The following is a 14,351-nucleotide window of genomic DNA, read 5'->3' on the forward strand; positions in this document are numbered from 1 at the left end:
GGGGACGCGCGCATGAGCGACACCGGACGACCCGGGCAGCCGGAGCAGCGACCCGGTCCGGCGGCCCCGACGCACCGGCCCGCCGCGACGCCGCAGGGTGTGCCCGGCCCGGTGCGGGCCGTCCCGCGTGGGCGCCGTCCGGCGCGTCCGCGGCCCCGGAGCCGGCCCCGGCCCGGCACGACGACCGTGGTCGCGGCCGCCCGGCGTGGCTGCTGCCCGTCGTCGTCGGCGTCGTCGTCCTGCTCGTCGCCGGTGCCGTCGCGGGGATCCTCCTGACGCGGGACCGCGGTGCGGGGGCCGCCCCGACCGGCACCGCGTCGACGGTCGTGCTGCCCGCCCCCACGCCCGCGACGGCGCCCGTCGCGCGCGAGGCGACGACGGCGTTCGCGGCGGCCCTGCCGACCACCGTCCTGCAGTACGCGCTCGCGTCGTCGCAGGAGGACGCCGAGCGGCTCGCGGCGGGCGCCGTCGAGGCGTACGTCGAGACGCTGACCGACGGGGCCGGCGGCACCGTCACCGTGCGTGCCGCACAGCTCGAGAGCCCCGAGGCGGCGACCGCCCTGCAGCAGCAGGTCGCGGCGACGCTGCCCGTGCCCGCGCCCGACACCGGCGCGACCCCGGTCGACCCCGACGCCCCCGACCTGCCCGAGTCGGGCGACGTGACCGTCGGCGGCGAGGTCGTCGGCACGTACACGGTCGCCGACGCGGGCGACGGCACCGGTGTCGCTGTCTGGCGCAACGGCACGGCCGTGCTGCAGCTGACCGCGCCCCTGGCCGACGTGCTCGACGCCTACCGCGCCTACGGCCTCTGACGGGTCGCCGCGCGGCGACCGACGTGCCGCGTCAGCGCCGCAGCACCGCGACGACGTTGCCCGCCGGGTCGGTGAACCACGCGATGTCCGGGCCCGCGTCGCCGCCGCGCACGATCCCGGACGCGTCGGCCTCGAGCCCCGGGTACCGCTCGAACGTCACGCCGCGGGACCGCAGCCACGCGACCACGCCCTCGAGGTCGTCGACCGCGAGGTTGAGGACCGTGAACGTCGCGGGGCGGTGCGCGTCGCCCTTCGGGTAGACGAAGACGTCGGTCGCGGGCGTGCCCGGGGGCTCGTGGACGCCCACCCGCAGCCACAGCCCCTGGGGCGTGCGCTCGACCGGCAGGCCCAGCACGTCGGAGTAGAACCGCTCGGCGGCGTCCAGGTCGTCGACCGAGAAGCCGCTGAAGGCGTGCGCGTCGGTGAGCACGGTCGTCCCCGTCCCTCGTCCGCGGGGCGACGGTCGTCGCCCCGTCAGGTACCGACCGTGCCCGTCGCCGCCGCCGTGTCACCCGGACGGGTGGGACCCGCGGCGGGCAGCCGTGCCGCGAACGTCGTGCGGCCCGGCACCGACGTGCACGTGAGCGTCCCGCCGTGCGCCGTCACGACCGCGTGGGCGATCGCGAGCCCCAGCCCCGTCGAGCCGGCGGCCCGGTTGCGCGACGCGTCGCCGCGCGTGAACCGCTGGAACAGCGAGCCCGCGAGGTCGGGCGGCACGCCCGGGCCGTCGTCGGTGACCGTCAGCACCACGTCCGCGCCGTCGCGCCGCACGCCCACGTCGACGCGCGTGCCGGGCGGTGTGTGGCGGCGCGCGTTCGACGTGAGGTTCGCCAGCACCTGGCGCAGCCGGTGGTCGTCGCCGAGGACCGTCAGCTCGTCGTCGGCCGCGTCGTCGTCGTCGCTGCCCGGCAGGTCGAGCCGCCACACGTGGTCCGGCCCCGCGGCGTGCGCGTCCGCGACCGCGTCGACCGCGAGCACCCCCAGGTCGACCGGCTCGCGCTCGAGCGCGCGGCCCGCGTCGAGCCGCGCGAGCAGCAGCAGGTCGTCCACGAGCGCGCTCATGCGGACCGCCTCGGCCTCGACGCGCGCGAGCGCCGCGACCGCGTCGGGCGGCAGCGCGTCCGGCGAGCGGCGCACGAGCTCGGTGTACCCGCGGATCGACGCGAGGGGCGTGCGGAGCTCGTGGCTCGCGTCGGCGACGAACCGCCGCACCTGCGACTCCGACGCGTGCCGCTCGGCGAGCGCGCGCTCGACGTGGCCCAGCATGCGGTCGAGCGCCGCCCCGACCTGCCCGACCTCCGTCGACGGGTCGGTGTCCCGCGGGTCGACGCGCGCCGCGATCTCGACCTCGCCGCGCGCGAGCGGCTGCTCGGCGACGCGTGCGGCGGTCGCGGCGACGCGTGTCAGCGGCGTGAGCTCCCGGCGCACCAGCAGCGAGCCGCCGACGCCGGCCACGAGCAGCGCACCGGCCGCCAGCAGCACCTCGATGACCACGTACTGGCCGACGGTCGCGTCGACGCCCGACGTCGGCAGCGCGTTGACCACCAGCACGCCGTCGTCGTCGTGCCGCGCGACCGCACGGTACGTGCCGAGGTCGTCGAGCAGCACCGAGTGCGGCGCGCCGTCCGTGGGGACGCCGCGCAGCGCCGCGACCTGCGCGTCGGTGAGGCGTCGGTAGCCGTCCTGCGCGAGGTGCGCGCCGTCCGTCGTCGTGGCGCCGACCACGAGGCTCACGGTGCCGACGTCCTGGCCGGGCACGAGCAGCGGCGGCGGCCGGTCCCCGTGGCGTCGGTCGTCGTCGTCGCCGTCCGGCCGCGGCGGCACCACGCCGAGACCCCCGCCGGCCTCCGTCGCCTGCACCGCGCGCGCCGCGGCCGCGACCGCGCGCTGGTCGACCTGCGCGACGAGCGAGCCGCGCAGCGCCAGGGTCGACACGACGCCCATCGCGACGCCCACCAGCAGGACGAGCCCCAGGACGACCGCCACGAGCCGACGCCGCAGCGACCAGCGCGTGCGGCGACGGGGTGCGGCGTCCCGGAGGTCGCCCGCCGGGGTCATCTCGCCGGGCGCAGCACGTACCCGACGCCGCGCAGCGTGTGCAGCATCGGCTCGCGGCCCTTGTCGATCTTGCGTCGCAGGTACGACACGTACAGCTCGACGATGTTCGCCTGCCCGCCGAAGTCGTACTGCCACACGCGGTCGAGGATCTGCGGCTTGCTCAGCACGCGGCGCGGGTTGCGCATGAAGTACCGCAGCAGCTCGAACTCGGTCGCCGTGAGGCGGATCTCGTCGTCGCCGCGCCACACCTCGTGGCTGTCCTCGTCCATGCGGAGGTCGCCGACCACGAGCACGGACTCCTCCGACGGCGCGACCGCGCCCGCGCGGCGCAGCAGGCCCCGCACGCGCGCCACGACCTCCTCGAGGCTGAACGGCTTCGTCACGTAGTCGTCGCCGCCCGCGGTGAGCCCCGCGACGCGGTCCTCGACGGCGTCGCGGGCCGTGAGGAACAGCACCGGCACGTGCGGGTGCGTCTGGCGGACGCGGCGCAGCACGTCGAAGCCCGACAGGTCGGGCAGCATGACGTCGAGCAGGATCACGTCGGGCTCGAGCGTCCGTGCCTTCGTGATCGCGCTCTGGCCCGTGAGCGCGTGCTCGACGTGCCAGCCCTCGTACCGCAGGGCCGTGGCGAGCAGCTCGGCGAGCGTCGCCTCGTCGTCGACGACGAGCGCGCGCACGGGGGAGCCGTCGGCGCGCGTGAGCGCGTCGGGCTTGCGCGTCGGGTGCGGGGCGGGGGCCGTGGTCGTCATGCGACCAGCGTCGTGACGGCGGCTGTGGTGCGCCTGGAGCGCGCCTGTGAGTTGGCTGAGTCCGCTCGAAGGCGTCGGGCGACGCGCCGCCTCAGTCCTCGACGTCGCCCACGGGCCGGGGCGCGTCGGCGCCCGCGAGCGTCGCGGCGAGGATCGCCTCGATGGCGAACGCGGTCGCGTCGGCCAGCTCGACCGCGGAGTCGTCCAGCAGCCACTGCGTCTGCAGGCCGTCCATGACGCCGATGACCGCGTCCGCGGCACGCACGGCCGCGGCGCGCGGCACGTGCGGGCCGATCTCCTGGACCGCGTTCGCGACCTGCCCGCGCAGCACCGCGAACCGCTGCGTCACCCACGGGCGGGCCGGGTGCCCCTCGGTGACGGACTCGCCGACCAGGACCGTGTACCCCTGGACGAGGCCCCGGCGGCCCTCGTTGGCGCGCACCGTGCGCACGAGGTGGCGGAACAGCTCGAGCCCGCCGGGGATGTGCTGGCCCTCGAGGTCCCGCACGCCGTCGTCGTCGCGCTGCTGCAGCACCGCGACCAGCAGCTGCTCCTTCGAGCCGAAGTGGTGCAGCACGCCCGCGTGCGTGATCCCGACCTGCTCCGCGACGTCCGCGAGGGACCCCGTGCGGTAGCCCTTGCTGCCGAACGTGCGGGCCGCGGCGCGCACGATCTCCTCGCGACGCTCCTGCGTCGCGGCGCGCGGGCGGCGAACCCGGCTGGTCACGGCCTCGTCCATGGCCCGCAGGGTACGGGCGGTGGGACCGTGGCCACCGCGCGTGACCACCGTGCGGCCGCCACGGGGCCGGGAGATCCCCCGGGTGGCCTACCGTGTGACGGTGCACGAGCGTCCCCCCGCCCCGGACACCCCGGGAACCGTCGTCGCACGACGCCCGCGGTCGCGCGGCTGGACCGTCGCGGCGTGCGCCGTCGTGGCGCTGGCCTGCGCGGTCGGCGTGTGGCTGCTGTGGCGCACGTTCGTCGACACGTGGGCCGGCCAGCGCGTCGAGGACGCCGCGCTCGACGGCGCGACGACCGGCCAGGGGCACCTGTGGCGCGTGGCCGAGCCGGTGCTCGACGTCGTGTCCGTCGGCTTCGTCGCCGGGGGGCTGCTCGCCGCGGCGGGCGTCGCGCTCGTGCGGCGGCGGTGGTCGCTCGCGCTGCAGGTCGCGGTGCTCGTCGGCGGCGCGAACCTCACGACGCGCCTGGTGAAGTACGAGGTGCTGCAGCGACCCGTGCTCGGCGTCGGCGCGGACTACGGCAACACGCTGCCCAGCGGGCACACGACCGCCGCCGGGTCGGTCGCGGCCGCGCTGCTGCTGGTCGTGCCGCCGCGCGCCCGCCCGGCGGTCGCGGTGCTCGGTGCGGCCTACACCGCGGCGACGGGCGTCTCGACGCTCGTGGGCCAGTGGCACCGGCCGTCCGACGTCGTGGCGGGAGCGCTGGTGGTGCTCGGCTGGACCGCCGTGGTGTGCGCCGCGATGGTGCTGCGCCCGGCCCGCACCGCGACCGCGACCGCGACCTTGCGCCGCGTCGACCGGTCCGACCCGTGGCGCGCGCGCACGCGCCGGACCGCTCTCGCGCTCGTCGTGGTGGGCGTCGCGGCCGGTGGTCTCGCGACGGTCCTGCTGACCCGCACGTGGGCCCACCGTGCCGGGGCCACGTCCCGCGCGGACGAGATGCTGGCCTACGGTGGGGGTGTCGCGGGCGTCGTCGCGGCGTGCAGCCTGGCCTTCGCGCTCATGCTCGTGCTGCGGCACGTCGCCGGCGCACGGGCCGAGACGCCCGCTTGACCCCAGCACGTAGAGTCCCCCCGGTACGGGCGGCCGCGGCGACGCGCCGCCCACCCCCCTCGGCACGGAAGGCCGGTCAGATGCCCGCAGGTCGCAAGCTCGTCATCGTGGAGTCGCCCGCCAAGGCGCGCACGATCGCCGGCTACCTCGGCGAGGGCTACGACGTCGAGGCCTCCGTCGGCCACATCCGTGACCTGCCGCAGCCGTCCGAGCTGCCCGCGGACATGAAGAAGGGCCCGTACGGCAAGTTCGCCGTCGACGTCGAGAACGGCTTCACGCCGTACTACGTGGTCGACGCGGACAAGAAGAAGAAGGTCGCCGAGCTGAAGAAGCTCCTCAAGGAGTCCGACGAGCTCTACCTCGCGACCGATGAGGACCGCGAGGGCGAGGCCATCGCGTGGCACCTGCTGGCCGAGCTCAAGCCCAAGGTGCCCGTCAAGCGCATGGTGTTCCACGAGATCACCCGCGAGGCGATCACGCGGGCCCTGGAGAACACGCGCGAGCTCGACGAGCGGCTCGTCGACGCGCAGGAGACGCGCCGCATCCTCGACCGCCTCTACGGGTACGAGGTCAGCCCCGTGCTCTGGCGCAAGGTCCGGCAGGGCCTGTCGGCGGGGCGCGTGCAGTCGGTCGCCACCCGGCTCGTGGTCGAGCGCGAGCGCGAGCGCATGGCGTTCGTGCCCGCCGACTACTGGGACGTCACCGGCACGTTCGCGGTCGCCGACACCGCCGAGCCCACGTTCTCCGCGCGCCTGACGGGGGTCGGCGGGCAGCGCGTCGCGTCCGGCCGCGACTTCGACGACCGCGGGCAGCTGAAGACGCGCGACGCGGTCGCGCTCGACGAGGCGCGGGCCTCGGCGCTGGTGAGCGGCCTCGACGGCGCCGCGTTCGCGGTGCAGTCGCTCGAGACCAAGCCGTACACGCGCCGCCCCGCCGCGCCGTTCACCACCTCGACGCTCCAGCAGGAGGCGTCGCGCAAGCTCCGCATGGCGTCGCGGCAGACGATGCGCACCGCGCAGTCGCTGTACGAGAACGGCTACATCACCTACATGCGGACCGACTCGCCCGGGCTGTCCGCCCAGGCGATCGACGCGGCCCGCCGGCAGGCCGCCGAGCTGTACGGCGCCGAGTACGTGCCCGACAAGGCGCGGGTCTACACGTCGAAGGCGAAGGGCGCGCAGGAGGCGCACGAGGCGATCCGCCCCGCGGGCGACCACTTCCGCACGCCCGCCCAGGTCGCGCGCGAGCTGTCGGGCGACCAGTTCAAGCTGTACGAGCTGATCTGGAAGCGCACGGTCGCGTCGCAGATGGCCGACGCGCGCGGGCAGACGGCCTCGGTGCGCCTCGCCGCGACCGCGACCACCGCCGACGGCCCCGTCGAGACCGTGTTCTCCGCGTCCGGCACCGTCATCACGTTCCGCGGGTTCCTCGCGGCGTACGAGGAGGGTCGCGACCGCGGCCGGTACGACGACGCCGAGGGCGGCGCCGCGGCCGGCAACGACGACGCGCGCCTGCCGCAGATGGCGCAGGGCGACCCCGTCACGGCGTCCGACCTCACCGCCGACGGCCACCGCACGTCCCCGCCGCCGCGCTACACCGAGGCGTCGCTGGTCAAGGCGCTCGAGGAGCGCGGCATCGGCCGCCCGTCGACGTACGCCGCGACCATCGGCGTCATCCAGGACCGCGGGTACGTCACGAACCGCGGGCAGGCGCTCGTGCCCACGTGGCTCGCGTTCGCGGTGACGCGGCTGCTCGAGGAGAACTTCGACCGGCTCGTCGACTACAACTTCACGGCCGGCATGGAGGAGGACCTCGACGCGATCGCCGCGGGCCAGAAGGCGCGCGTCGACTGGTTGACGGACTTCTACTTCGGTGACCGGTCCGACTCCCCGGAGTCCGGGGGCCTGCGCGGTCTCGTCGACAACCTCGGCGAGATCGACGCGCGCGAGGTCAACTCGATCGACATCGGCGACGGCATCACCCTGCGCGTCGGCCGGTACGGCCCCTACCTCGAGGCGCCCGGCGACGGCCCCGACGCGGACCCGCTGCGCGCGTCCGTCCCCGACGACCTCGCACCCGACGAGCTCACGGTCGCGAAGGCGCGCGAGCTGCTCGAGACGCAGCCCGACGGCGACCAGGTGCTCGGCACCGACCCGACCACGGGCACGCAGATCGTGGCGCGCAACGGCCGCTACGGGCCGTACGTCACCGAGGTGCTGCCCGAGCCCGAGCTCGACCCCGGCCTGTCGGCCGCGGCGCGCAAGAAGGCGCTCGCGGCGCAGCCCAAGCCCCGCACGGCGTCGCTGTTCAAGTCGATGCAGCTCGCGACCGTCACGCTCGACGACGCGCTGCGCCTGCTGTCGCTGCCGCGCGTCGTCGGCGTCGACCCCGAGTCGGGCGCCGAGATCACCGCGCAGAACGGCCGCTACGGGCCGTACCTCAAGAAGGGCACCGACTCGCGCACGCTCGCGTCCGAGGAGCAGCTCTTCACCATCACGCTCGACGAGGCCCTCGCGATCTACGCGCAGCCCAAGCGCGGCCGCGGTCAGACCGCGACCCCGCCGCTGCGCGAGCTCGGCGACGACCCGACCAGCGGGAAGCCGATCGTCGTCAAGGACGGCCGGTTCGGCGCGTACGTGACCGACGGCGAGACCAACCGCACGCTCCCGCGCGACGTGACGCCCGAGTCGATCACGCCCGAGCAGGCCGTCGAGCTGCTGGCCGAGAAGCGCGCCGCCGGGCCCGCCAAGAAGCGCGGCACGGCCCGCAAGACGACCACGACCCGCAAGAAGTCGACCGCCAAGGGCTGACCTCGGCGCCACCACGCGGGGTGCGCGTCGTGCCGGTGGTCGGCAGGGCGGTCGGCCGCCGCCGACCGTCGGTGGTGGTTGCTCGGCGTCGTGACGGCTCGGTGGTGGAGTCGTCGAAGCCGTGACCGGGACCGTCGTCCAGTCGGCGAGACGCGTCGGTCGCGAGACCGGGCGGAGGGCGTTCGTCGACGTCGAGCGTGACGGTCAGCCCGGTCTCGCGCGGCGCGCGTCCCACGACTCGAGACTCTGTGGGGCCGCTGTCCCGCCGGTGCGGCGGTGGTGCCGGGCTCGTCGGTGGTCGCACGGTGGTCGCTCGGTGGAGGCGGCGCTCTGGTCGGGCCCCTCGGTTCGCCGAGCCGTCCCCAGGCGTCGCGTCCCGCTGCCCGACCACCGTGCGGGGCGAGGCGTCCCGTGGCGTGACGGGCGCGTGGTCGAGTGCCGACATGCGCACCGCCGCACCACTTCCTCCGGGACTCCTGCGCACGGCGCTCCAGCAGGAGGGACTCATCGACTCGGAGCAGTGCGACGCGGTCGGAGTCGGTGCGGCGCGGCGTGGTGCGCTGCGCCGTGCGGGTCTCCTCGAGCGTGTCGTCCGAGGCGTGCACGACCTCGCCCCCGCGCTCGACGCCGCGGACGTGCCGGCGTGGCAGCGGGCCGACCGATGGGAGCGTGCGCGCCGTCGGGCGGCGTGGCTGGGTGTCCTGGCGGTCGGCCGTGCGCGCGGCGTGGCCGTCGGGGCCTGCGCGCTCGCGCTGCTCGGAGTCGAAGGGCTTCCTGTGCGGATCCGGCCCGAGGTCGCGCTGCTGGACGGGACGCACCGCGTGCCGGGCGGCGGCGTGCACGTGCGCTGCGGCGTGCCCGAGCGTGTCGAGCGACTCGGCCCGGTGATGGTCGTCGACCCGGTGACGGCGCTCGCCCAGACGGTGCCGACGCTGGACCGGGAGCACGCGGTGGCCGTGCTGGACTCGGCGATCCATCGGCGGCTGGTGCGGGAGGACGAGCTCGAAGAGGTCCGCCGCCGGACCTGGGGGCGGCGGGGGAGCGTGCGGGTGGCCCGATGGTGGGACCTCGTCGACGGGCGCGCGCAGTCCCCGCTGGAGACGCGTGCCCGGCTGCAGTGCCGTGATGCCGGGATCGCTCCGCACGACCTGCAGGTCGCCGTGCGCGACGGCAGCGGACGGGTGGTCGCGCGCGGCGACCTCGGGTGGCGGCTCGACGACGGCCGGCTGCTGCTGGTCGAGATCGACGGCGCCACGCCGCACGGGTCGCCCGACGCGCTGTACCGGGACCGGGCGAGGCAGAACGCGATCGTCGCCACCGGGGCGCTCCTGCTGCGTTTCACGGCGGACGACCTGCGCCACCACCGCGTCGCGGAGGAGGTCGCCCGTCACGTCACGCCGTCCACCACGCGGGACGGCGCCGTCGTGAGACCGGGGTCAGGTCGGTGACGCACCGCTCGAGAGCGTGTGAGCCCGGTCTGGCAGCCGTCGCATCCCAGATGCTGGCCCGGTGCCCGGTGCCCGGTGCCCGGTGCCCGGTGCCCGGTGCCCGGTGCCCGGTGCCCGGTGCCCGGTGCCCGGTGCCCGGTGCCCGGTGCCCGGTGCCCGGTGCCCGCTGCCGCACCGCGTCGGCGGCGGGCACTAGGTTGGTGCCATGGCTCGCACCGAGGACCCGCGCACCGCCCCGTCGATCCGTTGGGGCATCATCGGTGCCGGTGGCATCGCCAGCCAGTTCGCCCACTCCGTGCGGGAGTTCACGCGCGCGCAGCTCGTGGCGGTCGGCTCGCGGAACAAGGACCGCGCCGAGCGGTTCGCCACCGCGCACGGCATCCCCACGACCCACGTCGGCTACCGCGACCTCGTCGAGGACAAGCAGGTCGACGCGGTGTACGTCGCGACGCCGCACTCCGAGCACCGCGAGCACGCGCTGCTCGCGATCCGCGCGGGCAAGCACGTGCTCGTCGAGAAGTCGTTCACGCGCAACGCCGCCGAGGCGCGCGAGGTCTTCGACGCGGCGCGCGAGGCCGGCGTGTTCGTCATGGAGGCGATGTGGACGCGGTTCCTGCCGCACGTCGCCGCGCTGCACCAGGTGATCGACTCGGGCGAGATCGGCGACATCGTCAACATCCGCGCCGACCACGGCCAGTTCTTCGCGTTCGACCCCGCGAGCCGCCTGTACGACCCCGCGCTCGCGGGCGGGGCGCTGCTCGACCTGGGCGTGTACCCGGTCGCGTGGGCGCACGACTTCCTGGGCGTGCCGTCGCAGGTGCACGCGTTCGGGCAGCTCACGAGCACGGGCGTCGACGGGCAGGTCTCGATGGTGCTCGAGTACGGCGAGGGCACGCAGGCCACGCTCAGCACGACGCTGTGGTCGAAGACGCCGACGACGTCGTCGATCTCGGGCACCGAGGGGTACATCCGCGTCGCCGGGCCGTTCTACGCGCCCACGTCGTTCCGTCTCGCGCGCCGCGACGGCCGCGAGTGGACGTTCGACCAGCCCGCGCAGCGCGGTCTGCAGTACGAGGCCGCCGAGGTCGCGCGCCGCATCGCCGACGGCGACACCGAGAGCCCGCGCATGTCGTGGCAGGGCACGCTCGACGTCATGACGACGATGGACGAGATCCGCCGCCAGGTCGGCGTCGCGTACCCGGGCGAGCCGGCGGCCTGACCGGACGGCGGCCGACCCGGGCCGGTGCCGGAGGTGTCGGCGACGGCGGCTAGCCTGACGCCGTGACCCCCGACCCTGGTGCCGTGCCCGCCGACCGCCCGCGCGCGCACGGCGGCGGACCGACCGGGCTGTTCGTGTCGTTCGAGGGCGGCGACGGCGTCGGGAAGTCGACGCAGGTCGCCCTGCTGGGGCACCACCTGGCCGCGCGCGGGCGCGAGGTCGTCGTCACGCGCGAACCGGGCGGCACACCGCTCGGTCTGGAGCTGCGGCAGGCGATCCTGCACGGCGAGGACCTCGACCCGCGCACCGAGGCGCTGCTGTACGCGGCGGACCGCGCGCACCACGTCGCGTCGCTCGTGCGCCCCGCGCTCGAGCGGGGCGCCGTGGTGCTGACGGACCGCTACCTCGACTCGTCGGTCGCGTACCAGGGCACTGGTCGCGGGCTCGGTGCGGACGAGGTCGAGCGGCTGTCGCTGTGGGCCGCGCGCGGGCTGCTGCCGCACGTCACGGTGCTGCTCGACCTCGACCCGGCGGTCGGGCTCGCGCGCCTCACCGGGGACCCGGACCGGCTGGAGTCCGCGGGCGCCGACTTCCACCGCCGGACGCGCGACGCGTTCCTCGCGCGCGCCGCGCAGGACCCGGACCGGTGGCTCGTGCTGGACGCGTCCCAGCCGGCCGAGGACGTCGCGGCGCAGGTCCGCGCGCGGCTGGCGCCGCTGCTGGGGGGTGACGCGTGAGCGTCTGGGACGACCTGGTCGGGCAGGAGCCCGCGGTCGCGGTGCTGCGCCGCGCGGTCGAGGACCCGGCGGCCATGACGCACGCGTGGCTGCTCACCGGCCCCCGGGGTCGGGGCGGTCCAACGCGGCGCGCGCGTTCGCCGCGGCCCTGCAGTGCGAGCGGGGCGGCTGCGGCACGTGCCACGCGTGCACCACGACCCTCGCGGGCGCGCACCCCGACGTCACGTTCGTCGCGACCGAGGGCGTCTTCATCCGGGTCGACGCGACGCGTCCGCTCGTCGAGCTCGCGCAGCGCTCGCCGTCGCAGGGTCGCTGGCGCGTGATCGTCGTCGAGGACGCCGACCGCTTCAACGACCAGAGCGCGAACGTGCTGCTCAAGGCCGTCGAGGAGCCGCCCGAGCGCACGGTGTGGCTGCTGTGCGCGCCGAGCCCCGAGGACGTGCTCGTCACGATCCGCTCGCGCAGCCGGTCGGTGGGCCTGCGGGTGCCGCCCGTCGACGCGGTCGCCGACCTCCTCGTGCGGCGCGACGGGGCCGACCCCAGGACCGCGCACGTCGCGGCCCGCGCCGCGCAGAGCCACATCGGCATCGCCCGGCGGCTCGCGCGCGACCCGCAGGCGCGCGAGCGGCGCGCCGCCGTGCTGTCGCTCGCGTCCCGCGTGCGCGGCGTCGGCGACGCGGTGCTCGCCGCCGGTGAGCTCGTCGAGACCGCGCAGGCCGACGCGAGGGCCGCCACCGAGGAGCGCGACGCGGCCGAGCGCGCCGAGCTGCTGCGCGGCCTGGGGGCGCAGGGAGCGCAGACGCTGCCGCCGGCGCTGCGGGCCCAGGTGCGGCAGCTCGAGGAGGAGCAGAAGCGTCGCGCCACGCGCGCGCAGCGCGACGTGCTGGACCGCGCCATGGTGGACCTGCTGTCGCTGTACCGCGACGTGCTCGTGGTGCAGCTCGGTGCCGACGTCGAGCTCGTCAACGTCGAGCAGGAGGACGCGGTGCGCGCCCTCGCGGCCGGCTCGACGCCCGAGCAGACCTTGCGCCGCATGGACGCGGTCGGCGTCGCCCGCACGCGCCTCGCGGGGAACGTCGCGCCGCTGCTCGCGGTCGAGGCGATGGCCATCGCGCTGCGACCCCAGGGGTGACGCGCGCGGCACCGTGCCGCGCTCCGGCGCGCCGACGGGCGCACTACCGTAGGGGCATGCCGACGCGTCCTGCCCTGCGCCGGTGCGCGCTCCTGGTCCTGACGGTCCTCACCCTCACGGGGTGCCTCGCGCCGCGTCACCAGGCGACGGCCCCCACGTCCGCCGCGTCGTCGGGGACCACCGACCCCGCGCTCGCGCGGTTCTACGACCAGGTCCTGGAGTGGACGACGTGCGGCGAGGAGCAGTGTGCCGACGCGACCGTGCCGCTCGACTGGTCGGACCCCGAGGGCGACACGATCGAGATCGCGCTGCGGCGGATCCCCGCGAGCGGCGGCTCGCCCGTGGGCTCCCTGCTGGTCAACCCCGGCGGGCCGGGGCGGTCGGCCATCGACTCCATGAGCTTCTTCCGGCAGGTCGTGTCGCGCGACGTGCTCGCCGCCTACGACCTCGTCGCGTTCGACCCGCGGGGCGTGCAGCACTCGGCACCCGTGACGTGCGTGGACCCCGCGCAGCTCGACGCGCTCACCGCGTGGGTCCCGGACTTCTCGACCGACGCGGGGATCGCGGAGGCCGCCGCGCGCAACGGCGAGCTCGGCCGCGCGTGCCTCGAGCGCACGGGCGACCTGCTGGGTCACGTCGACACGCAGAGCGCCGCCCGCGACATGGACGTGCTGCGCGCGGCGCTCGGCGACGAGGCGCTGACCTACCTGGGCTTCTCGTACGGCACCGAGCTGGGTGCGACGTACGCCGCGCTGTTCCCCGAGCGGGCGGGACGGCTCGTGCTCGACGGCGCGCTCGACCCGACGCTCGACTCCGGCCAGGTGGCCGCGGGCCAGGCGGCGGGGTTCGAGAACGCGCTGCGCGCGTACGTCGCCGACTGCCAGACCGGTGCGCAGTGCCCGCTCGACGGCGACGTCGACGCGGGGCTCGCGGCGGTGTCGACGCTGTTCGACCGGGTGCGGGCCAACCCGCTGCCGACGACGAGCGGTCGCGAGCTCACGGTCTCGCTGGCGTTCAGCGGCGTCGCCGCGGCGCTCTACTCGCAGGCCAGCTGGCCGGTGCTCACGCAGGCGATCGGCGCGGCCGTCGACCGCGGGGACGGCACGGCGCTGCTGCAGCTCGCCGACAGCTACTACGGGCGCAACCCCGACGGCACGTACTCGTCGAACCAGAACGAGGCGTTCTCGGCGATCACGTGCCTCGACGACCGCCCGTCGGCCGACCCCGCGCAGATGCGCGCCGACGCCGAGGCGATCGCCCAGGTCGCACCCACGGTGGGGGAGTTCTTCTCCTACGGGGGTGCGTCGTGCGCGCAGTGGCCCGTGCCGGCCGTGCCCGCGCTCGAGTCGTACGCGGCGCCGGGAGCCGCCCCGATCGTCGTCGTCGGCACGACCAACGACCCGGCGACGCCGTACGCGTGGGCCGAGCAGCTCGCGGGGCAGCTGTCGTCGGGCGTGCTGCTCACCTACGAGGGCGAGGGCCACACCGCGTACGGCCGCTCGAACCGCTGCGTGAAGGACGCGGTCGACACGTTCCTGCTCACCGGCGAGGCGCCCGCCGACGGCACCCGCTGCTGACTTTGGAGGTCGGCCG

At 76.0% G+C, this 14,351-nt stretch carries 11 protein-coding genes and 1 pseudogene; 8 read left to right on the forward strand and 4 right to left on the reverse strand.

The window, feature by feature from the left end; translation table 11 throughout:
- Window positions 1-326 precede the first annotated feature (326 nt).
- Window positions 327-812, forward strand: coding sequence for a hypothetical protein (locus tag GY42_RS19520; RefSeq protein ID WP_046530009.1), 486 nt, complete (start codon window positions 327-329; stop codon window positions 810-812).
- Between the two features lie 31 nt (window positions 813-843).
- Here the strand turns inward: GY42_RS19520 and GY42_RS15540 are convergent, their stop codons facing one another.
- The 4 genes from GY42_RS15540 to GY42_RS15555 all read right to left on the reverse strand — a co-directional run bounded on the left by GY42_RS15540 (window position 844) and on the right by GY42_RS15555 (window position 4,358).
- Window positions 844-1,242, reverse strand: a complete 399-nt coding sequence (locus GY42_RS15540) for a VOC family protein (RefSeq protein WP_046530010.1) — start codon at window positions 1,240-1,242, stop codon at window positions 844-846.
- A 44-nt stretch (window positions 1,243-1,286) separates the two neighbouring features.
- Window positions 1,287-2,798, reverse strand: coding sequence for a sensor histidine kinase (locus GY42_RS15545; protein ID WP_236686819.1), 1,512 nt, complete (start codon window positions 2,796-2,798; stop codon window positions 1,287-1,289).
- Between the two features lie 68 nt (window positions 2,799-2,866).
- Entirely contained in the window at window positions 2,867-3,619 is a 753-nt protein-coding gene (locus GY42_RS15550) for a response regulator transcription factor (RefSeq protein WP_046530012.1), read from the reverse strand.
- A 91-nt stretch (window positions 3,620-3,710) separates the two neighbouring features.
- Entirely contained in the window at window positions 3,711-4,358 is a 648-nt protein-coding gene (locus tag GY42_RS15555) for a TetR/AcrR family transcriptional regulator (protein WP_046530013.1), read from the reverse strand.
- A 100-nt stretch (window positions 4,359-4,458) separates the two neighbouring features.
- On the opposite strand from GY42_RS15555, the gene GY42_RS15560 reads away from it, so the two are divergent.
- The 7 genes and pseudogenes from GY42_RS15560 (at window position 4,459) to GY42_RS15590 (ending at window position 14,335) form a co-directional block, all read left to right on the forward strand.
- Entirely contained in the window at window positions 4,459-5,412 is a 954-nt protein-coding gene (locus GY42_RS15560; protein ID WP_236686820.1) for a phosphatase PAP2 family protein, read from the forward strand.
- An 80-nt stretch (window positions 5,413-5,492) separates the two neighbouring features.
- Window positions 5,493-8,222, forward strand: coding sequence for a type I DNA topoisomerase (topA, locus tag GY42_RS15565; protein ID WP_046530015.1), 2,730 nt, complete (start codon window positions 5,493-5,495; stop codon window positions 8,220-8,222).
- A gap of 443 nt (window positions 8,223-8,665) precedes the next feature.
- Window positions 8,666-9,670: a hypothetical protein gene (locus tag GY42_RS15570; RefSeq protein WP_152667352.1), complete on the forward strand. Its 1,005-nt coding sequence runs from the start codon at window positions 8,666-8,668 to the stop codon at window positions 9,668-9,670.
- Between the two features lie 205 nt (window positions 9,671-9,875).
- Entirely contained in the window at window positions 9,876-10,889 is a 1,014-nt protein-coding gene (locus tag GY42_RS15575) for a Gfo/Idh/MocA family protein (RefSeq protein ID WP_046530016.1), read from the forward strand.
- A 62-nt stretch (window positions 10,890-10,951) separates the two neighbouring features.
- The gene (gene tmk / locus GY42_RS15580; protein ID WP_082131596.1) at window positions 10,952-11,626 is read left to right on the forward strand and encodes a dTMP kinase; all 675 of its coding nucleotides are present in this window, start codon (window positions 10,952-10,954) and stop codon (window positions 11,624-11,626) included.
- Window positions 11,623-12,758 (forward strand): annotated as a pseudogene (locus tag GY42_RS15585) (DNA polymerase III subunit delta'). The gene tmk and the pseudogene GY42_RS15585 overlap by 4 nt, the downstream one beginning before the upstream one ends.
- Window positions 12,759-12,814: 56 nt before the next feature.
- Window positions 12,815-14,335, forward strand: coding sequence for an alpha/beta hydrolase (locus tag GY42_RS15590; RefSeq protein WP_046530017.1), 1,521 nt, complete (start codon window positions 12,815-12,817; stop codon window positions 14,333-14,335).
- Window positions 14,336-14,351: the final 16 nt, after the last annotated feature.

The organism is Cellulomonas sp. FA1, assembly GCF_000986825.1.
GTDB classification, from domain to species: Bacteria; Actinomycetota; Actinomycetes; order Actinomycetales; family Cellulomonadaceae; genus Cellulomonas; species Cellulomonas iranensis.

What these genes read in the sequence shown, in the direction of transcription:
- GY42_RS15550 (WP_046530012.1), bottom strand. Translation starts at nt 3,619, where the DNA reads ATGACGACCACGGCCCCCGCCCCGCACCCGACGCGCAAGCCCGACGCG.
- GY42_RS15575 (WP_046530016.1), top strand. Translation starts at nt 9,876, where the DNA reads ATGGCTCGCACCGAGGACCCGCGCACCGCCCCGTCGATCCGTTGGGGC.
- GY42_RS15590 (WP_046530017.1), top strand. Translation starts at nt 12,815, where the DNA reads ATGCCGACGCGTCCTGCCCTGCGCCGGTGCGCGCTCCTGGTCCTGACG.
- topA (WP_046530015.1), top strand. Translation starts at nt 5,493, where the DNA reads ATGCCCGCAGGTCGCAAGCTCGTCATCGTGGAGTCGCCCGCCAAGGCG.
- GY42_RS15570 (WP_152667352.1), top strand. Translation starts at nt 8,666, where the DNA reads ATGCGCACCGCCGCACCACTTCCTCCGGGACTCCTGCGCACGGCGCTC.
- GY42_RS15555 (WP_046530013.1), bottom strand. Translation starts at nt 4,358, where the DNA reads ATGGACGAGGCCGTGACCAGCCGGGTTCGCCGCCCGCGCGCCGCGACG.